16 protein-coding genes and 1 tRNA gene are annotated in these 18,143 nt (G+C 71.4%); 5 read left to right on the top strand and 12 right to left on the bottom strand.

What is annotated here, in order from left to right:
• Positions 1 to 19 precede the first annotated feature (19 nt).
• Entirely contained in the window at positions 20 to 1,021 is a 1,002-nt protein-coding gene (gene corA / locus ACP4E5_RS35010) for a magnesium/cobalt transporter CorA (RefSeq protein ID WP_425835826.1), read from the top strand.
• Positions 1,022 to 1,093: 72 nt separating this feature from the next.
• Here the strand turns inward: corA and ACP4E5_RS35005 are convergent, their stop codons facing one another.
• Together ACP4E5_RS35005 and ACP4E5_RS35000 are read right to left on the bottom strand one after the other, a co-directional pair.
• The gene (locus tag ACP4E5_RS35005) at positions 1,094 to 1,879 is read right to left on the bottom strand and encodes a ferritin-like domain-containing protein (RefSeq protein WP_425835824.1); all 786 of its coding nucleotides are present in this window, start codon (positions 1,877 to 1,879) and stop codon (positions 1,094 to 1,096) included.
• Positions 1,880 to 2,110: 231 nt separating this feature from the next.
• Complete coding sequence (locus ACP4E5_RS35000) at positions 2,111 to 3,172, bottom strand: LLM class F420-dependent oxidoreductase (protein ID WP_425835822.1); 1,062 nt, start codon at positions 3,170 to 3,172, stop codon at positions 2,111 to 2,113.
• Positions 3,173 to 3,316: 144 nt separating this feature from the next.
• Between ACP4E5_RS35000 and ACP4E5_RS34995 the strand changes: the two genes are divergently transcribed.
• A complete protein-coding gene (locus ACP4E5_RS34995) occupies positions 3,317 to 4,300 on the top strand; it encodes an aldo/keto reductase (protein ID WP_425835820.1) in 984 nt (327 codons plus the stop codon).
• Positions 4,301 to 4,821: 521 nt separating this feature from the next.
• Entirely contained in the window at positions 4,822 to 6,972 is a 2,151-nt protein-coding gene (locus tag ACP4E5_RS34990) for a helix-hairpin-helix domain-containing protein (protein ID WP_425841890.1), read from the top strand.
• A gap of 28 nt (positions 6,973 to 7,000) precedes the next feature.
• Here ACP4E5_RS34990 and ACP4E5_RS34985 read toward each other — a convergent pair whose 3' ends face one another.
• Positions 7,001 to 7,699 (bottom strand): hypothetical protein, encoded by a 699-nt coding sequence (locus tag ACP4E5_RS34985; RefSeq protein WP_425835818.1) that lies wholly within the window; start codon positions 7,697 to 7,699, stop codon positions 7,001 to 7,003.
• Between the two features lie 47 nt (positions 7,700 to 7,746).
• On the opposite strand from ACP4E5_RS34985, the gene ACP4E5_RS34980 reads away from it, so the two are divergent.
• A complete protein-coding gene (locus ACP4E5_RS34980) occupies positions 7,747 to 7,935 on the top strand; it encodes a DUF5703 family protein (protein ID WP_018535088.1) in 189 nt (62 codons plus the stop codon).
• A gap of 71 nt (positions 7,936 to 8,006) precedes the next feature.
• On the opposite strand, the gene ACP4E5_RS34975 is transcribed toward ACP4E5_RS34980, so the two are convergent.
• The 3 genes from ACP4E5_RS34975 to ACP4E5_RS34965 form a co-directional block, all read right to left on the bottom strand.
• Positions 8,007 to 8,738 carry a chaplin family protein gene (locus ACP4E5_RS34975; RefSeq protein WP_425835815.1) on the bottom strand — a complete coding sequence of 244 codons (732 nt, stop codon included), beginning with the start codon at positions 8,736 to 8,738 and terminating at the stop codon, positions 8,007 to 8,009.
• A gap of 123 nt (positions 8,739 to 8,861) precedes the next feature.
• A complete protein-coding gene (gene chpH / locus ACP4E5_RS34970) occupies positions 8,862 to 9,095 on the bottom strand; it encodes a chaplin ChpH (RefSeq protein ID WP_399231363.1) in 234 nt (77 codons plus the stop codon).
• A 151-nt stretch (positions 9,096 to 9,246) separates the two neighbouring features.
• Positions 9,247 to 10,572, bottom strand: a complete 1,326-nt coding sequence (locus ACP4E5_RS34965) for a M20/M25/M40 family metallo-hydrolase (protein WP_425835813.1) — start codon at positions 10,570 to 10,572, stop codon at positions 9,247 to 9,249.
• 197 nt (positions 10,573 to 10,769) lie between these two features.
• On the opposite strand from ACP4E5_RS34965, the gene ACP4E5_RS34960 reads away from it, so the two are divergent.
• Positions 10,770 to 10,854, top strand: a tRNA-Leu gene (locus ACP4E5_RS34960).
• A gap of 18 nt (positions 10,855 to 10,872) precedes the next feature.
• Here ACP4E5_RS34960 and ACP4E5_RS34955 read toward each other — a convergent pair.
• Genes ACP4E5_RS34955 through ACP4E5_RS34930 form a run of 6 tightly spaced genes read right to left on the bottom strand, consistent with a single transcriptional unit; the run spans position 10,873 to position 17,654 of the window.
• Positions 10,873 to 12,084, bottom strand: a complete 1,212-nt coding sequence (locus ACP4E5_RS34955) for an ROK family transcriptional regulator (RefSeq protein ID WP_425835811.1) — start codon at positions 12,082 to 12,084, stop codon at positions 10,873 to 10,875.
• On the bottom strand, positions 12,081 to 13,070 hold the full coding sequence (locus tag ACP4E5_RS34950; RefSeq protein WP_425835809.1) for an ABC transporter ATP-binding protein: 990 nt from the start codon (positions 13,068 to 13,070) through the stop codon (positions 12,081 to 12,083). The genes ACP4E5_RS34955 and ACP4E5_RS34950 overlap by 4 nt, the downstream gene beginning before the upstream one ends.
• Positions 13,067 to 14,053 (bottom strand): ABC transporter ATP-binding protein, encoded by a 987-nt coding sequence (locus ACP4E5_RS34945; RefSeq protein ID WP_425835807.1) that lies wholly within the window; start codon positions 14,051 to 14,053, stop codon positions 13,067 to 13,069. Before ACP4E5_RS34945 ends, ACP4E5_RS34950 begins: the two co-directional genes overlap by 4 nt.
• Positions 14,040 to 14,972 (bottom strand): ABC transporter permease, encoded by a 933-nt coding sequence (locus tag ACP4E5_RS34940; protein WP_425835805.1) that lies wholly within the window; start codon positions 14,970 to 14,972, stop codon positions 14,040 to 14,042. Before ACP4E5_RS34940 ends, ACP4E5_RS34945 begins: the two co-directional genes overlap by 14 nt.
• The gene (locus ACP4E5_RS34935; protein WP_425835803.1) at positions 14,969 to 15,952 is read right to left on the bottom strand and encodes an ABC transporter permease; all 984 of its coding nucleotides are present in this window, start codon (positions 15,950 to 15,952) and stop codon (positions 14,969 to 14,971) included. Before ACP4E5_RS34935 ends, ACP4E5_RS34940 begins: the two co-directional genes overlap by 4 nt.
• A 10-nt stretch (positions 15,953 to 15,962) precedes the next feature.
• Entirely contained in the window at positions 15,963 to 17,654 is a 1,692-nt protein-coding gene (locus ACP4E5_RS34930) for an ABC transporter substrate-binding protein (RefSeq protein ID WP_425835801.1), read from the bottom strand.
• Between the last annotated feature and the right edge of the window lie 489 nt (positions 17,655 to 18,143).

Below are 18,143 nucleotides of genomic sequence, written 5' to 3'. Positions count from 1 at the left end.
ACTGGGAAGAATTCACTTCGTGATCGTCGACTGCGCCATCTACCGGGACGGGCGCCGCATCGAGCGGCCGGCCGAGTTCTCCGGCGCCCTTGATGAGGCACGCTCGACGGGCGACGCGTTCGTGTGGATCGGGCTGCACGAGGCGAGCGAGGAGGAGTTCGACCGGGTCTCCCAGGAGTTCGGCCTCCACCCGCTGGCCGTGGAAGACGCCCTGAAGGCGCACCAGCGGCCCAAGCTGGAGATCTACGACGACTCGCTGTTCGTGGTCCTCAAGCCGGTCGTGTACGAGCCGAAGAGCGACCAGGTGTCCACGGGCGAGCTGATGCTGTTCCTGGGCGACTCGTTCGTGGTGACCGTGCGGCACGGCGAGGGCGCGCCCCTGAAGGCCGTACGACAGCGTCTGGAGGCCGAGCCGGAGTTCCTGAAGCAGGGGCCGACGGCGGTCCTGTACTCGGTCGCGGACGCCACCGTGGACCATTACCTGGAGGTCGCGGCCGAGCTGCAGACCGACCTGGAGGAGCTGGAGACGGAGGTCTTCTCCCCGCGGGGCGGCGGCACCCGTGACACTGCCGAGCGGATCTACACCTTCAAGCGCCAGATCCTCGAATTCCGGCGCGCCACCGGGCCGTTGACGATGCCGCTGGCCCGGCTCGCCGGGGTCGGCCCGTGGGGCCTTGCCGCCGTGCCGTTCGTGCACGAGGAGGCTCGGCCGTTCTTCCGCGACGTGAACGACCACCTGACGCGGGTCAACGAGTCGGTGGACGGCCTGGACCGCCTGGTGTCGGACATCCTGTCCGCGCATCTGGCGCAGATGAGCGTGCGGCAGAACGACGACATGCGGAAGATCTCGTCGTGGGCGGCGATGGCCGCGGTGCCCACGATGATCGCGGGCGTCTACGGCATGAACTTCGACCACATGCCGGAGCTGCACTGGGTGTGGGCGTACCCGGCGGTGATCGTGCTGATGGCCGCCCTGGAGCTACTGCTGTTCCGCTTGTTCAAACACCGCGGCTGGCTGTAGCCATTTCAAGCCCCTGCGGCGATTGAGCAGCGGGGTCCGGGGCAGAGCCCCGCGACCGCAACGCCGGACGACTCAAGCGAACTCGACCGTGACAGGCGGCCCGCCCAACGCATCCCGCCGCTCCGGCATCCGCAACGACACCATCCGCCGCCAGCCGCCGAGGCGCTCGTACGCGTACATGGCGTGGATCCCCGCGGCCAGCGCACCCGCCTTCGCCTTGTTCCACCCGAGGATGCGCCCCATGTGGTCCATGACGGCGAGGCTGACGTCCCGGTAGACGGCGATCTCCGCGAGGGCGCACTCGCGCAGAATCCGCTGGATGACACGACCGTGCCCCGCGTACGCGAAGCGCAGCAACTCCTCGTGGCAGTACGCGAGATGGTTGTCCTCGTCGTTGGAGATCATCTTGACCGCGCGGCCGAGGTCGGGGTCGTCGGCGAAGTGCTTGCGGAGCATCATCATCTGCTCGGAGGCCCGCTGCTCGGTGACGCGGCTGTGCGCCAGGTACGTGACGATGTCCCGCACGGAGAGCCGCTCGTCGCGCCGCAGTTGATCGTGCGCGAGCCCGATCCCGTGCTTCTCCAGAAGCATCGTGTAGTCGGTCTCGGCGGGGACGGGCGCCGGCTCCAGGCCGCGCTTCTTCATGAGGGCGTGGAAGATCCGCCCGTGCTTGTCCTCGTCCGCGCCGTGCCGCGCGATCCGGGGAGCGAGGCCGCGCTCGCTCTCGGGAACCAGCGCGGCGATCCGCCCGTTCTCCCAGCCGCCCTGGGATTCGCCGCTGGCCGCGATGGAGCAGAACAGCCGGAACGACTCGTCGTTGTCGATGATTTCCTGGAACAGACTCTTGGCCGACAGCATCCGCAACCTCCACCTCGCCGCACCGGACTCCGCAGTACTGCAAATTCCGAGTCAAATGCGGGACATGAGGCACGGCAACAGATATGCGGGTCAACTCGTCCGAACGGAGGACACGGGGAGCGGGACGAGCCGTAACCCGGCCCCCTCGTGACGCGTTGTGCAAGGTGTCGGCCGTGGCGGGGAAGACACCCCGAGCCCCCACCACGGCCGCAGAAGAACTCCCCTGACCCGTTACGCCAGCCCGGCGCGCTCCATCGCCTCGGTGCCCGCGCGCAGGGAGGCCAGGCGGTCGTCGAGCGTGAGCCCGGCCGGGTTGATGGTCAGCGTGGTGACACCGGCCTCCGAGTAGGCCCGCATCCGGTCGGCGATGCGCTCCACGGAACCGAGCAGCGTGGTGGAGTCGATGAGCTGCCGCGGGATCGCCGCGGCCGCGCCCTCCTTGTCGCCTGCCAGGTACTTGTCCTGGATCTCGGCGGCCTCCTTCTCGTAGCCCATGCGCTGCGCGAGCTGGTTGTAGAAGTTCTGCTTACGGCTACCCATGCCGCCGACGTAGAGGGCGGTGTACGGGCGGAACATGTCGGCGAGGGAGCTCAGGGAGGCGTCGTCGGAGCCACCGAGTGCCAGCGGCACGGTCGGGCAGACGTCGAAGCCCTCCATCGTCTTGCCGGCCTTCTCGCGGCCCGCGCGGATGTGCTGGAGCGCGGTCTCCTCCAGGTGCTCGGCCGCCGGGAAGATCAGCAGAGCGCCGTCGGCGATCTCGCCGGTCTGCTCCAGGTTCTTCGGGCCGATCGCGGCGATGTAGAGCGGGATCTGCTCGCGCTCGGGGTGCACGATCAGCTTCAGCGGCTTGCCGGGGCCGTCCGGCAGCGGGAGCGTCCAGTGCGCGCCGTCGTGGGAGACCCGCTCGCGGCTCATGGCCTTGCGGATGATCTCGACGTACTCGCGGGTGCGCGCCAGCGGCTTGTCGAACTTGACCCCGTACCAGCCCTCGGAGACCTGCGGCCCCGAGACGCCGAGGCCGAGGCGGAAACGGCCCCCGGACAGCGAGTCGAGGGTCGCGGCCGTCATCGCCGTCATCGTGGGCTGCCGGGCCGGGATCTGGAAGATGGCCGAGCCGACGTCGATCCGCTCCGTCTGCGCGGCGACGTACGCGAGGACGGTGGCGGCGTCGGAACCGTAGGCCTCCGCGGCCCAGCACACCGAATAGCCCAGTCTGTCGGCCTCCTTCGCCACGGCCAGGTTGTCCGCGTCCATGCCTGCGCCCCAGTAGCCGAGGTTGATGCCGAGCTTCATTGACCACATCCCCTTAACGCCTTGCCGGATCCAGTGAATTACCCATGGGTAAGGTGCCTCGCCCGGCACCCTAACCCGGCGACCCCGGCGGCAGATATCCACAGGGGCCCCGTTCCTGACCTTCGGCCAGTAACCTCAGCGCCCATGGAGCAGAGGCATCTCGGCCGCACCGGCCTGCGTGTGTCCCGGATCGGGCTCGGCACCCTCCTGTGGGGCCGGGACACCGACGAGCACGACGCCGCCGACCTGTTGAAGGCCTTCTGGGAAGCGGGCGGCACGCTCGTCGACACGGCCGACGTGTACGGGGACGGGGAGTCGGAGTATCTGCTCGGCAGGCTGATCGAGGGCCTGGTGCCGCGGCGTGACCTGGTGATCTCCACGAAGGCGGGCAGCGTGCCCGACCCGGACCGCCGCTTCGACGGCTCCCGCGGCCATCTGCTCTCGGCCCTGGACGCCTCGCTCGACCGGCTCGGCACGGACTACGTCGACCTGTGGCAGGTGCACGCGTACGACCCGCGGACCCCGCTCGACGAGACGCTCCAGGCCCTCGACATCGCGGTCAGCAGCGGGCGTGCGCGCTACGCGGGCGTCTCGAACTTCTCTGGCTGGCAGCTGGCCAAGGCCGGTACGTGGCAGCTCTCCGCGCCCGGCGCGCGCACGCGTCTCGCCAGTACGCAGATGGAGTACTCGCTGCTCCAGCGGGGCGTGGAGCGCGAGGTGCTGCCGGCGGCGCTGGACCTCGGCATCGGCCTGCTGCCCTCGTCACCGCTGGGCCGCGGGGTGCTGACCGGCAAGTACCGCTCGGGCACCCCGTCCGACTCGCGGGGCGGCTCGGACCACATGGCGCCGTTCGTCGAGCCGTACCTCGACGAGGCGGCCGGGCACATCGTGGACGCGGTGGCCACGGCGGCGGACGGGCTCGCCGTGACGCCGCTGCAAGTAGCCCTCGCGTGGGTCAGGGACCGGCCAGGAGTAGCCGCGCCGATCGTCGGCGCGCGCAACGCGCAGCAGCTCACGGCGGCATTGTCAGTGGAGGCCCTTAGTCTTCCTGACGAGATCTGCCAGGCGCTCGACGATGTGTCGGCGCCCGTGCACCGCTATCCCGATCAGGACTGGAGCACGTTGTGAGTACGGAGTCCGCTGCCGCGGAGAACGAGTCAGGGCCCCACCCCGACACGCCCCCGCCTGCCGCCACGCGCGCGGAGGCCCTGCCGGGCGGGGCCGCGGCCGACCGGGCCGGCGAGGTGGCGGACGGCGCGGAGGCGCCCGCCGCCGGGACCGGACCAGGCACGGACGACGCGGCGGACGATGCCGAGCGCACGGAGGCCGCCGACGCCGAGGCCGGGCCAGGCGCGGACGACGCGGAACCCGCGGACGGCCGGGTCGGCGACGCGGCGGACGGTACCGAAAGCACGGAAGCCGCCGGCGCCGGGACCGGGCCAGGCGCGGACGACGCGGAACCCGCGGACGGCCTGGCCGGCGACGCGGCGGACGGTGCCGAAGGCACGGGGGGCGCTGGCGCCCAGGCCGGGCCAGGCGCGGACGACGCGGAACCCGCGGACGGCCTCGCCGGCGACGTGCCGGAAGGTGCCGAAGGCACGGAAGCCGCCGGTGCCGGGACCGGGCCGGGCGCGGACGGCACGGAAGCCATGGACGGCCGGGTCGGCGACGTGGCGGACGGTGCCGAAGGCACGGGGGGCGCTGGTGCCGAGGTCACGGCTGGCCAGGGTGACAGTGACGTCCCCGACGGCGCGGTGGGCGACGCCGCCGCGGATGGTGCCGGAGGCACCGAGGTGTCCGAGGTTGAGGCTGAGGTGGTGGCTCAGCGGGAGTTGCGGGAGCGGATCGCGGAGCGGAAGGCTGCCAAGGAGGGGCCGATCGACGCCGGGGCGAAGCTGAGCGGGACCGCCGCCGATCTGCTGGCCGCCGTGCGCGCGGTGGAGAGCGGGGAGAAGCCGGTCGCCGCCCCCGTGCTCGCGCGGACCGAGCCCGAGCCGCGGCAGGAGGCCCCCGTGCGCAGGCCGCAGGCCGCCGCGCAGGCGGGCCCGGAGCCGGAGGCCGTCGAATCGGTGCGGGCCGTGCTCGTCGAGGGCGGGGCCCCCGAATCGCTGGCCGGCGCGGCCGCCGCGGCCCTGGGCGAGGGCGCGAGCGACGAACTGCGGGCGGATCCCTGGCAGTTGCTGCGGGTGAGCGGCGTGCGGCCCGAACAGGCCGACGGGTTCGCGCGGGCGCTGCTCGGCGCGGAGTGCGGGCCCGACGACGAGCGGCGGGGCCGCGCCGTCACCGTATGGCTGCTTGAGCAGGCCGCGGACGCCGGGCACACGGCCCTCGACCTGCCGGTGCTCGCGGAGGCGCTCGGCAAGCGCGGGGTGCCCGACCCGGAGGAAGCCGTGCAGAGCGCCGTCGCGGAGGGCGACGCGCTGATCTTCCACGACCCCCTGGAGGACGCGCCCGCCCCCGCGCCCACCGCCGAGGAGGAGGACGACGCGGAGGAGGTGGAGCGGCCCGTACGGGTCCTGGTCGGGCTCGAGCGGTACGCGCTCGCCGAGGAGAGCCTCGCCGACGGACTCGCCCGGCTGGTCAACGCCGCGCCCAAGGACGAGGGTTCGGCCACCGCCGGTCTGGAAGAGGCCGCAGCGGCCGCGCGCGGCACGACGGCCGAGCTGATCCGGGCGATCGCCGCCCACCGCCTCGTCCTGCACACCGGCGGCGAGGCGGCCCGCGCCGAACCGGTCGCCGCGGCGGCCGCCGCGGGCAAGTTGGGCCTGCGGGTGTGCGTCGCCGCGCACGGCGCGGACGGCCGCCGCCGGGCCGCCGAGCTCCTCGGTCCAGAGGCACCCGAGACGGCGACCGCGACCGTCGCGGGTCTGCTCGCGCGCGCGGAGGGCCCCGGCCTCGACCGGGACGGGGCGTTCGCCCTCGACGTCCTGGTGGTCCTGGACGCGCCGCAGCTGGACGTGGGCGACGCCGCGATGCTCGTCGAGCTGCTCGCCGACGGGACGTGCCTGCTGCTCAGCGGGGACCCGGGGACGCTGTGGTCGGCGGGCCCGGGCCGGGTCTTCGCCGACGTCGCCGCGGCGGAGATCTGCCCGCGCATCGCCTCCCGCACGCCGGACTTCGGGCCGATCGGCGAGCTGGTCTCCGGCATCGGCATCGGTGAGCTGAACCAGGTGGAGGCGCCCGGCAAGGAAGTGGTGATCGTTCCGGTGCGGGACCCGGCCGAGGCGATCCACCGCACCGTGCAGCTCGTCGCGGACTCGGTGCCGCGGGCGATCGGGGTGCCGCCCGAGCAGACGCAGGTGATCACGCCGGGGCACGGGGGCGCCGCGGGGACCCGGGCGTTGAACGTGGCACTGAAGGAGCGGCTCAACCCGGGACCCGGGCGATTCGGGGGCTTCGACCCCGACGACCGGGTGGTGTACGTGACCGGGCGGGGGCGGATCCGCCCCGGCGTGGTCGTCGGGGCCGACGCGGAGGGCCTGCGTCTCCAGTGTGACGGGGCCCCCGTCCTCGTACCGAAGGAGCAGGTGGAGCAGGGCGCGGTGCGGCACGGGTGGGCCGTGACCGGGCATCAGGCCGTGGGGGTCCGGTGGCCCGCGGCCGTGGTGGTGCTGCCGGGTGATGCGACGCAGGCGCTCAGTCGTCCCTGGGTCTATACGGCCTTCGGGCGCGGTGAGCGTCACCTTTCGGTGGTGCACGGCGCGGACGCGGCGCTGCCGCGGGCCGTGGCGGAGGTCCCGGCCGAGCCGCGCACGACGCGCTTGCGCGGCCTGGTCCGTTCCCAGGTCCCGACCGTGTGAGCCCCTGCGGCGCTTGAGCCGCGGGGTGTCAGCGATCCGCCTCCTCCAGCGGCTCGTCGACGTCGGCGCCCCCGTCCCCCGCTTCGTCCTCGTCGTCCTCGTCGATACCGAACTCGTCGTCGTCGAAGACCGCGCTCACGTCGAACCGGCACACCACCCGCTGCGCATCGACCTGCTCGAAGGGGGCCTCCAGCCACTCGCCGGCCTCCGTCGGGTCGTCCGCGGCCGTGACCCAGAGCGTGGAGTCGCCCTCCTCCAGGCCGAACTCCTTGTGCCGGGAGGCGATCTCGTCGGGTTCGAACTCGCCGAAGAGGACGCCGAGCGCGGCGTGCACACTGCTGCCCGCCCCGTTCGCCGTCTCCGCGTCCGGCTCCCCCTCCAGGTCGGCGACCCGCCCGGCCTGGGCGAGCAGACGCTGCGGTTCGACCACGGCGTAGTCGCGCCGGATCAGCACGCTCAGCGCGTTCGGCTCCTCCGGTCCCGCGTACGGCGGCAGCGAATCCTCGCCGCCGGGGATCTCGAAGGGGGTGACCTCGTCGTAGCGGTCGTAGAGGAGCTCGTCGTACTCCTCGGCCGCGGCGGCGAGATCGTTGAACGCTTCGTAGACGGCCGGATCGTCTTCTCCCGACCGGCGCTCGACCGCCGCCAAGTGGGCGTCGAGCGCAGCCTTGACCGCCTCGGCGGCGGCGCGTACCTCGGCAGCGGTGGGCTGCGCAGCATCAGACATAGTGCAGACGCTATCCGTACCGGGCCGCTGTCGGCACAATAGATGCGATGCCGGAATACGAATTTGTCGACGTGTACGTACCGCGGGGGGTCTCTCGCAAGGAGGCGACGCGCCTGCTGACGGACCATGCCGAGTACGGACACTGGGAGTTGGACCGCTTGAGCCTGCGTCGCGACGGCAGTCGCCGCGTGCGGCTGCGCCGACGGATCATCCGCCAGGTGCGGGCCACATGGTGACCTGAGGGCGGGCGGGACAACGGAGCGGGCCCCGTCCGTGCGGGGCCCGCTCCGTTTCGCACCGCCTGATGTCAGGCCGCCGCGTTCGCCCGCCGGTAGAGCAGCGCGCCCGCGAGCAGCGCACCCCCGGCGATCGGGATGGCCGCGCCGATCGGCACGGAGCTTCCGGTCTCCGCGAGCGTGCCGGTGGCCTGCGGGCTGCCGGTCTGCCCGAGGTGGGACTCGCCCTTGGGCATGTCGACGGTCTGCGTCCCCGGTTCGTTGGGCGTGTCCGCACCGGTGCCGTCGCCCGGGTGTCCGGCGCGCGACGGCGGGGTGTGCGAGTCCGCCGGCGGCGTGGTCGTGCCACCGCCACCGCCCCCGCCCTCGTCGGAGCAGCCGTTCCCGGTCGTCCCGTTGCCGACCGAGCCCGCGCCGACGGAGTTGCCGCACGCGTTCACCGGCACGTGCACCGGGACCGACACGTGGTTGCCCGAGCCGACACCGGGTGAGTCGCCGGTGTGCCCTCCGGCCTGCGAGCCGCCGCCGTCCGAGGACTGGCCGCCGGCCTTGTCGCCGCCGCCCGAGCCGCCGCAGTCGTTGCCCGACGCCGGGTTGAGCAGTCCGACGACGTTGATCGTGTTGCCACAGACGTTCACCGGGACGTCCACGGGCGCCTCGACGGAGTTGCCGGACAGTACGCCCGGCGAGTCGGACGAGCTTCCGTTCGCACTCGAGTCCGCGTGCGCGTAGCCACCGGTGACGGCGAGCACGCCGCCCGCGGCCGCCATGGTGATCAGGCCCTTCCGCATGACCTGTCGCATAGGTTTCCCTGCCTTGCCTGTAAGTCTTGCCCTGGAACCATGTCCAACCCGTCGGCCCCGGAGTGCATGGCTCGCACTCCGGGGCCGTGGGCTCAAACCCTCAAGGGGTGAGGCACAACAACGTCAGTCGTTGGCGCAGGTGTTACCGAAGGCAGGGTTCAGCAGCCCGATCACAGAGACCGTGTTGCCGCACACGTTCACCGGCACGTGAATCGGGGCCTGGATGACGTTGCCCGAAATGACGCCGGGGGACTGCGTGGCAGCACCCTGAGCGCCGGAGTCGGCGACGGCCATGCCCGCACCCGCGAGAACCAGACCACCAGTGGCTGCCGCAGCGGCGACGACCTTCTTGAGCATTATTCCTCCTTGTTGGCAATGCAGTCCCAGCCGCGGACTGCACTCCCTGTAACGAGGAAGAACTGATGGGGCTACGAGCGTATGGCTCCTTTCACTCTTTCCGGTCCATTGCGCACGTGCGAACGATTTCCACCGTTGTGCCGGGTTGACGTCAGGACGCGTCGATGAAGCGGTCCAGGACGCGCACGCCGAACTTGAGGCCGTCCACCGGCACCCGCTCGTCGACGCCGTGGAACATGCCGGCGAAGTCCAGCTCGGGCGGCAGCTGGAGCGGCGCGAAGCCGAAGTTGCGGATGCCGAGCTCCACGAAGGACTTGGCGTCGGTGCCGCCGGAGAGCATGTACGGGATGGCCTTGCCGATCGGGTCCTCGGCCTCGATGGAGGACTTCATGGCCTCGACGAGCGCCCCGTCGAAGGTGGTCTCGACGGCCTTGTCCGCGTGCACGTCCGTGCGCTTGACGTTCGGGCCGAGGATCCGGTCGAGGTCGGCGAGGAACTCGTCCTCGTGTCCCGGCAGGAAGCGGCCGTCGACGTTGGCGGTGGCCTCGCCGGGGATCACGTTGACCTTGTAACCGGCGTTCAGCTGCGTCGGGTTCGCGGTGTTGGAGAGCGTGGCGCCGATCAGCTTGGCGATGCCGCCGAGCTTGGCGATGGTCTCCTCCATGTCCTCCGGGTCGAGCTCGGTGCCGAGGGCGTCGCCGAGCTCGTCGAGGAAGGCGCGCAGCGTCTTGGTGACGCGGACCGGGAACTTGTGGCGGCCGAGGCGGGCGACGGCCTCGGACAGCTCGGTGATCGCGTTGTCCCGGTGGATCATCGAGCCGTGCCCGGCGGTGCCGGCCACGGCCAGCTTCATCCAGTGCATGCCCTTCTCGGCGGTCTGGACGAGGTAGAGCCGGCGCTGCTCGTTCACCGTGAAGGAGAAGCCGCCGACCTCGCTGATCGCCTCGGTGACGCCCTCGAAGAGGTCCGGGTGGTTGCGCACCAGGTGGCGGGCGCCGAAGACGCCGCCGGCCTCCTCGTCGGCGAGGAAGGCGAGGACGATGTCGCGCGGGGGCTTGCGCCCGCTGCGCAGCCGGTCGCGGACGACCGCGAGGGTCATCGCGTCCATGTCCTTCATGTCGACGGCGCCGCGCCCCCAGACGCAGCCGTCGGCGATCTCGCCGGAGAACGGGTGGTGGGTCCAGTCCGCCGCGTTCGCCGGGACGACGTCGGTGTGGCCGTGGATGAGGAGGGCGGGCCGCGAGGGGTCCTCGCCCTCGATGCGGGCGACCGTGGAGGCGCGGCCGGGGTGGGACTCGAAGATCTTCGGCTCGAGGCCGACCTCGGCGAGCTTCTCCGCCGTCCACTCGGCGGCCTTGCGCTCTCCCGGGCCCGAGTGGTCGCCGTAGTTGCTGGTGTCGATCTGGATCAGTTCGCGGCAGAGGTCGACGACCTCGTCCTGTCCGGAGACCGCCCTGCCCGTGCTCGGCTCGCTCACGTTGGTTCCTCTCTTGCCGTGGATGCCTCTCATCCTCTCTCCCCCGGCCTCGGGACCCAAGGCCGGGCACCTCTCGTCACGTGCCGTTCACAGGCGGGGCCACCGGCCCGGGGGCCTGATCGAGGCACTCCGAATCCCTGGTAATGTTCTCTGTGTCGCCGCGGGGAACACGCCCGCACAGAGGCGGCACACACCTTGTCCGGGTGGCGGAATGGCAGACGCGCTAGCTTGAGGTGCTAGTGCCCTTTATCGGGCGTGGGGGTTCAAGTCCCCCCTCGGACACAGCGAAAAGGCCCCAGTTCATCTGGGGCCTTTTGCGTTGCCCGAAGTCTGGTCGGGGGCGCCCGTGCGTCGCTCGAAGACCAGCGGCCGGGCCACCCGCAGGGCCGTGGTGAGGGCGCCGAGCAGCACCGCGTCGTCGCCCGCTGCGCCCGCCTCGACGCGGGGGCGCAGCGGGGTGAGCCGGTGCAGGGTCGCGGCCACCGTCGTCAGGAGCAGATCGGCGCCGCGGCCCACTCCCCCGCCGAGGACCACCAGGTCGGGATCGAGGACGGCGGTCACGGCGGCGACGGCGACGGCGAGGCGTTCGCCCTCCTGTCGTACGGCGGCGGAGGCGGCGCGATCGCCGGAGCGGGCGGCGTCGAAGACGCGCTTGGCGGTGAGCGGGCCCGTCATCCCGAGGGTGCGGGCCGCGCGGACCACGGCGTCGGCGGAGACGGCGTCCTCCAGCACGCCCCGCCGGGATGCCGTGCCGAGGGCCGCGGCGCCGTCCAGGGGCAGGAAGCCGATCTCGCCCGCGGCGCCGTGCGCGCCGAGGAAGAGTTCGCCGTCGGCGACGACGCCCATGCCGAGGCCTGTGCCGATGAGGACGTAGACGAAGAGGCGGCTGCCCGCGCCCGCGCCGAAGGTGTACTCGCCGAGGGCGGCCAGGTTGGCGTCGTTGTGGACGGACAGCGGGGTGCCGAGGCTCTCGCGCATCCGCTCGATCAGGCCCGGCCGGCCCCAGCCGGGCAGGTTGACGGCGTAGCGGACGCGGCCGGTGTGGCGGTCGAAGACGCCGGGGGTGCCGACGGCCGTGTGGACGATGTCGGCGGGCGCGAGACCGGCGTCCGTCAGGGCCTGTTCGGCGCAGGTGACGGCCGCGTCGGCGACGGTGGTGGCGGCGCGGGCGCTGTTGCGTACCTCCGTGCGGGACACGATGGCGCCGGACAGGTCGGCGACCGCGGTGCGCAGGCGGGCGCGGCCGATGTCGATGCCGAGGACATGTCCGGCGAGCGGGTCGGGCTCGTAGAGGACGGCGACGCGACCGCGGGACCTGGCGTGGGTGCCCGCCGCGCGGACGAGCCCCGCGCTCTCCAGGACGGCGAGGGCGGAGGAGACGGTGGGTTTCGACAGGCCGCTGTCGCGGGCGAGTTGGGCGCGGGAGGCGGGGCCTTCGAGGCGTAATCGCTCGAGGAGCATCCACTCGTTGTTGCTGCGCAGCCGTCGGCGGTTCCACGGGGGCGTGGTCATGCGGCCGGTCCGGGGGCCGTGACGTGGCAGGCCGCGGCGTGGTCATCGGCGACGGGGCGCGGGCGTGGGGTGACCTGGTGGCAGAGATCGGTGACGAGGGGGCAGCGGGCGCGGAAGCGGCAGCCGGGGGTGGGGTCGATGACGACCGGCGGGTCGGTCCGCGCGGCGGCCGCGTCGATGTCGAGAGGGGCGCGGGGGTCGGGGACGGCGGAGAGGAGGAGTTCGGTGTACGGGTGGCGGGGGTGGGCGAGGACCTCTTCGGTGGGCCCGGTCTCGACGACGTGGCCGCCGTACATGACGGCGATCCGGTCGGAGAGGTAGCGGGCGCTCGCGATGTCGTGGGTGATGTAGAGGATCGAGACGCCTTCGCTCTCGCGCAGGTCGGCCATGACGTTGAGCAGGCCGATGCGGATGGAGACGTCGAGCATGGAGACGGGTTCGTCGGCGAGGATCAGTCGGGGGCGGTGGGCGAGCGCCTGGGCGAAGCCGATGCGTTGGCGTTGCCCGCCGGAGAGTTCGTACGGGTAGCGGGTCAGGACGTCGGCGGCGGGGGTGAGGCCGACCGCCTCGACGACGCGGTCGGCCTCCGAGCGGCGCTGCGCCGCGGAGAGTTCGGGGCGGTGGAGCTTGAGGGCGCGCAGGATGCCGTGCGAGACGCGGTAGGCGGGGTTGAGGGAGGCGAACGGGTCCTGGAAGACCATGGGGACGGCGCCGCGGTAGGCGAGTTTCTCGCGGCGGCCGCGCAGCGCGGTCAGCGAGCGGCCCTCGTAGCGGATGTCGCCGCCGGTCGGTTTGTGGACCTGGGCGACGAGGCGGGCGAGCGTGGACTTGCCGCTGCCGCTCTCGCCGACGAGGGCGACGATCTCGCGGGCGCCGACGGTGAGGTCGACGTCGTCGACGGCGTGCAGGAGGCGGCGGGTCAGCCCGGTCCCGACCCTGAAGTGGCGGGTGAGGGCGGAGAGTTCGAGGAGCGGGCCGGGGTTCACGGGGCGGCCTCCGTCGCGGTGGGGGCGTGCAGGAGGCAGCGGGAGCGGACCGCGGCGACCTCGTACAGGGCGGGCTCCGTGTCGTGGCACCGCGGCATGACGACGGGGCAGCGCGGGTGGAAGCGGCAGCCGGTGGGCGGGGTGGCGAGGTCGGGCGGGCTGCCGGGGATGCCCTTGAGCGGGACGCGGGGGCCGCGGATCGACGGGAACGCGTCGAGCAGGCCGCGGCTGTAGGGGTGGGAGGGGCGGTCGAAGACGGTCCGGGTGGGTCCTGCCTCGACGACCTGGCCCGCGTACATGACGAGGAGCTGGTCGGAGAAGTGCGAGACCAGGGACATGTCGTGGGTGACGAACACGACGGCGAAGCCGAGGAGTTGCTGGAGTTCCTTGATCTGCGCCATGAGGGAACGCTGGGCGACGACGTCGAGCGCGGAGGTCGGCTCGTCCATGATGACGAGGTCGGGGGTGAGCAGCAGCGCCATGGCGATCATGGCGCGTTGGCGCATGCCGCCGGAGAGCTGGTGCGGGTAGCTGCGCAGATGGACCGGGTCGATGCCGACGAGGTCGAGGACCTCGACGGAGCGGGCGTGGATCTCCTCGCCGGTGTACGTGCCGTGGGCGGCCATGGCGTCCTTGTACTGGGCGGCGAGGGTCGTGACCGGGTTGAGGGCGTTCATGGCGGACTGGAGGACGACGGAGAAGTCGCGCCAGCGCAGGGCGGCGAGGTCGCGTTCGGTCATGGTCACGAGGTTCTCGCCGCGGAAGCGGACGGCGCCCCCGGTGATCCGGGCGGGCGGGTTGAGGAGTCGCGCGACGGCGAACATGAGCGTCGACTTGCCGCAGCCGGACTCGCCGACGACGGCCGCGAACTCGCCTCTGTGGACGGTGAGTTCGACGTGGTCGACGGCCGTCACCGGCCCTTGGGCGGTGTCGTACGCGACGCTGAGGTCGGAGACGGTCAGCAGGGCGTCAGGTGCGGGCACGGGTGCGCCTCCTTCGGACGGGGCGCAGGGCCGGGTTGCCGATCTCGTCGAAGGCGTAGTTGACGAGGGCGAACGCGACGCCGAGCAGGGCGACGCAGAGGCCGGGGGCGATGGACCAGAGCGGGGTGCCGGTCTGGAGGGCCTGCTGGTTCTGCGCCCAGTAGAGCATCGTGCCCCAGCTCTGCGAGTTCGGGTCGCCGAGACCGAGGAACTGGAGGCCCGCCGCGGTGAGCACCGAATAGAGCGCGGCGCCGAGGAAGTTGGCGACGATGAGCGAGGTCATGGTGGGCAGGACCTCGCGGACGATGATGTAGGAGCGTCGCTCGCCGCGCACCCGGGCCGATTCGAGGAAGTCCCTGCGCCGCAGGGACAGGGCCTGGGCGCGCAGCTGGTTGGCGCCGTAGGACCAGCCGGTGAGGACGAGGACGGTGAGGATCACGGCGAGGGAGCCCTTGCCCGCGTACTTGGCGAGGATGATCACCAGGGGGAACGCGGGGATGACGAGGACGACGTTCGTGAGCAGGGACAGCAGGTCGTCGGCGAGGCCGCCGAGGTAGGCGGCGGAGACGCCGACGAGCACGGAGAGGACCGTGGCGAGGGCGCCGGCCACGACCGCGATGACGAGCGACTCCCGTGTGCCGTAGACGAGTTGGGAGTAGATGTCCTGGCCGAGGGCGGTGGTGCCGAGGAGGTGGGCGGTGGAGGGGCTCAGGCGCGGGGGGAAATTCGCCTCGTCGGGGTCGGCGACGGAGGTGAACAGGCCGGGGAACGCGGCGACGACGGTGAAGACGAGCAGGATCACCGTGCCGGTCACGGCCTTGCGGTTGCCGCGGACGGCCCGCCAGAGGCCTCCGGCGGCGCGGGTGCGGGCGGGGACCTTCTCCGGGGGCGGCGTCGTGACGGCGGTGGTGGTGGTCATGACCTCGCCCTCGGGTCCAGCCACACCGTCGCGATGTCCACGGCCAGGAGCGCCACCAGGACCGCCACGGTGAAGAGCATGAACAGGGCCTGCATCAGCGGGTAGTCGACGTTCTGGACGGCGTTGTAGAGGAGGTAGCCGACGCCCGGGTAGTTGAAGACGTACTCGATGAGGATGGCGCCGGAGATGACGAAGCCGAGGGACATCGCGAAGCCCGCGAGGTTGGGCAGGATCGCGTTGCGGGCCGCGTAGCCGTACATGATGCGGCGGCCCGCGAGGCCCTTGGCGCGGGCCATGCGGACGTAGTCCTCGGCGAGCGTCGTGATCATGTTGTTGCGCATGGTGAGGATCCAGCCGCCGATCGTGGTGATGAGCAGCGTCGCCGCGGGCAGTACCGCGTGCGAGAGGACGCTGCCGACGAAGCCGGGTGAGAAGCCGGGCACGATCGACGTGTCGTAGTTGAAGTTGGCGGGGAGCAGGCCGCCGGTGCCCTGCGAGAAGACCAGGATCAGCAGCAGGCCCACCCAGAAGTACGGGAGCGCCGAGGTGACCACGAAGATCGGCGGCAGGATCGCGTCGAGGGTGCCGCCCCGGCGCCAGCCGGAGACCGTGCCGATGAGCGTGCCGAGCACGAAGGCGAGCACGGTGGTGACGCCGACGAGGCCGAGGGTCCAGGGCAGGGCGCCCGCGATCAGCGTGGTGACCGGTTCGCCGAGCGTCTGGCCGATGGAGCGGCCCCAGTTCCCGGTGAACATGTGGCCCAGGTAGTCGAGGTACTGGACGGCTACGTTCTGGTCGGGCTTGAAGCCGAACGACGTCAGCATCTGTTCGAGGGCGTCCCGGGAGACGCGGCCCCGGGTGCGCACGGTGAGCGCGTCGACCGGATCGCCCGGCATGAAGCGCGGGATGAAGAAGTTCAGGGTGAGGGCCGCCCAGAGCGTCAGGAGGAAGAACCCCAGGCGGCGCAGGATGAAGCGCACAAGTCACCGCCTACTGGGCCGACTTGGAGTACAGGTGGGTGAGAACCTGGCCCGTGTCCGGGAAGTTGTAGGCCGCGGGCTGGGCGTAGGGGTCGGCCTCGGTGGGCCAGCCGGCGATGTCCTTGGTGTTGTACTGGAACCAGTCGACCGCTTCCACGACGGGGATCACCGGGACGTCGTCGAGCATGTACTGGGCGACCTTCTTGACGATGTCGACCTGCCGCGTGTCGCTCGCGGAGGCGTAGTCGTTCAGGAGTCGGTCGACCTTGGGGTTCTTGTAGCGCTCCCAGTTGCTGGTGGCGTTCTTGCCGAGCGGGGCCGCGTTCGCCGAGTGCAGGATCTGCCGCAGTTCGTAGTACGGCGTGGGGCCGCTGGTCTGCTGGGAGTAGTACGCCAGGTCGTAATCGCCGGTGTAGAGCTTGCCGATCATGGCCTGCTGGGCGAGGTCCTGGACGGTGAGGTCGATGCCGACGGCCTTCAGGTTCTGCTTGATGACCTTCAGCGAGGCGTCCCAGTCGGTGTAGCCGGTGATCGTGATGATCTTCAGCTTGAGCGGCTTGGACGGGGAGTATCCGAGGCCCGCGAGCAGCTTCTTGGCGCGGGCCGGGTCGGGCTTGTCGTAACCGGCCTTCGCCACGGCCGCCTTGTCGAAGTACTTGTCGAACGTCGGGGTGACGATGCCCGACTGGTTGGCGGCCGGTTCCTGTCCGCCGACACCGATCTTCGAGACCTTGTCGCGGTCGATGGCGTACGAGATCGCCTGCCGGACCTTGAGGTTGCTGGTCGTCTTGTGGGACGGGTCGAGGTTCGGGTGGATGCTGACGTTCAGGACGGGCGGCGACCAGGTGTGGTTGTCGGGCGACTTGTCCAGGTAGAACTGCTTGATGCCGGGGATGAACTGGCTGCCCCACTGGGCCTTGCCGTTGGCGAGGTCGAGGTTGGCGGGGCCGTTGTCGAGGTAGGCCGGGTACTCGACCTTCTGGATGTACGGCCGGCCCTTCTGCCAGTAGTCGGGGTTCGCCTTGTACTGGATGTTGTTCGGGGTGCACGGATCGACCTCGAACGGGCCGGTGCCGACGGGCTTCTTGTCGACCCACGTGTCGGGGTGGGCGGCGGCAGCGCCGCTGCCGAAGACGTGCTCGGGCACGATGGCGACCTGGTGGGCGAAGGCGTAGAAGTAGGGCTGTGCCGCCTTCTCGAACTTCAGGGTGACCTTGTCGCCCGAGGCGGTGACCGACCGGAGTCCCGCGGTGGTCCACAGGGCGTACAGGTCCGTGGACTTGACGCGTTTCATGAGGTTGAAGGTGAAGGCGACGTCCTTCGCGGTGAACGCCTTGCCGTCGTTCCACTTCACGCCGGAGCGGACGGTGAAGTCGATCCGCGTCCTGGCCGCGTTCCACTTGTAGCTCTTGGCGAGCATCGGCGTCTCGGCCTGGTCCTTGAGGGTGTTGACGTGGATCAACGGCTCGTAGACGAAGCCGATGGACGTGTTGTAGACGGCCGGGTTGAACGGGTTGAAGTTGCAGGTCCAGGTCTGGCCCGCCGTGTTGGCGATGGTGACCGTGCCGCCCTTCTTCTTCGGGCCGCTGCTCTGGGTGCCGTTCGTGTCGTCGGAGCCCTTGTGCTTGGTCTCCGAACAGGCCGTCGCCGTCAGGGCGAGCGCGCCGATGACCGCGGCGGCGAGGATGCGCGTGGGCCTCATGTCCTGCCAGTCCCTTCGTGGGGCGGTGCCTCAGGACCCGGTGCGTGTCGTGGCGCCGCCGGGATCGAGAGCGACTGAACCTTGCACAGGTGGCACGTGGAGCTCCTCACGCCGGAGGCGAGCGCCCGTGGAACCGTCGATAAAGTTAGGTAACTAAACGAGGTGCTACGAGAATGTACGCGCGCCGGATGCCGTGCGTAAGTCCCCGAGCCCGCAAGGAATCCGGGGTTCGGCGGGGGGACCCGGCGCGGTGGACTGCCCGGTGGTGCCGCTGGGGCGCGTGATGCAATGGGCGGCCACGGAACGGATACAGGGTGGAGTGTGCGGCGTGTTGATCAACGGTGGGGCCGATGCGGACAACTTCCGTCCGCTGGACGACCGTGATCCGCGGACGGTGGGTGGATACCGCCTGGTCGCGGGGCTCGGCTCCGGGGGCATGGGGCGCGTCTATCTGTCGCACACGCCGGGCGGCCGGGCCGTCGCGGTCAA

The sequence above is a fragment of the Streptomyces fractus genome, from assembly GCF_049844455.1.
In the GTDB taxonomy this organism is placed as follows: Bacteria; Actinomycetota; Actinomycetes; order Streptomycetales; family Streptomycetaceae; genus Streptomyces; species Streptomyces fractus.
This window is presented reverse-complemented; position numbering and strand designations above follow the sequence as displayed.

Bases quoted from the DNA above. Each gene is read 5' to 3' on its own strand.
- ACP4E5_RS34980 (WP_018535088.1), top strand. From the start codon at position 7,747: ATGCCGGAATACGAATTTGTCGACGTGTACGTACCGCGGGGGGTCTCT.
- chpH (WP_399231363.1), bottom strand. From the start codon at position 9,095: ATGCTCAAGAAGGTCGTCGCCGCTGCGGCAGCCACTGGTGGTCTGGTT.
- ACP4E5_RS34995 (WP_425835820.1), top strand. From the start codon at position 3,317: ATGGAGCAGAGGCATCTCGGCCGCACCGGCCTGCGTGTGTCCCGGATC.
- ACP4E5_RS34955 (WP_425835811.1), bottom strand. From the start codon at position 12,084: ATGACCACGCCCCCGTGGAACCGCCGACGGCTGCGCAGCAACAACGAG.
- ACP4E5_RS34975 (WP_425835815.1), bottom strand. From the start codon at position 8,738: ATGCGACAGGTCATGCGGAAGGGCCTGATCACCATGGCGGCCGCGGGC.
- ACP4E5_RS34990 (WP_425841890.1), top strand. From the start codon at position 4,822: ATGGACGGCCGGGTCGGCGACGTGGCGGACGGTGCCGAAGGCACGGGG.
- ACP4E5_RS35000 (WP_425835822.1), bottom strand. From the start codon at position 3,172: ATGAAGCTCGGCATCAACCTCGGCTACTGGGGCGCAGGCATGGACGCG.
- ACP4E5_RS34985 (WP_425835818.1), bottom strand. From the start codon at position 7,699: ATGTCTGATGCTGCGCAGCCCACCGCTGCCGAGGTACGCGCCGCCGCC.
- ACP4E5_RS34930 (WP_425835801.1), bottom strand. From the start codon at position 17,654: ATGAGGCCCACGCGCATCCTCGCCGCCGCGGTCATCGGCGCGCTCGCC.
- ACP4E5_RS35005 (WP_425835824.1), bottom strand. From the start codon at position 1,879: ATGCTGTCGGCCAAGAGTCTGTTCCAGGAAATCATCGACAACGACGAG.
- ACP4E5_RS34940 (WP_425835805.1), bottom strand. From the start codon at position 14,972: ATGACCACCACCACCGCCGTCACGACGCCGCCCCCGGAGAAGGTCCCC.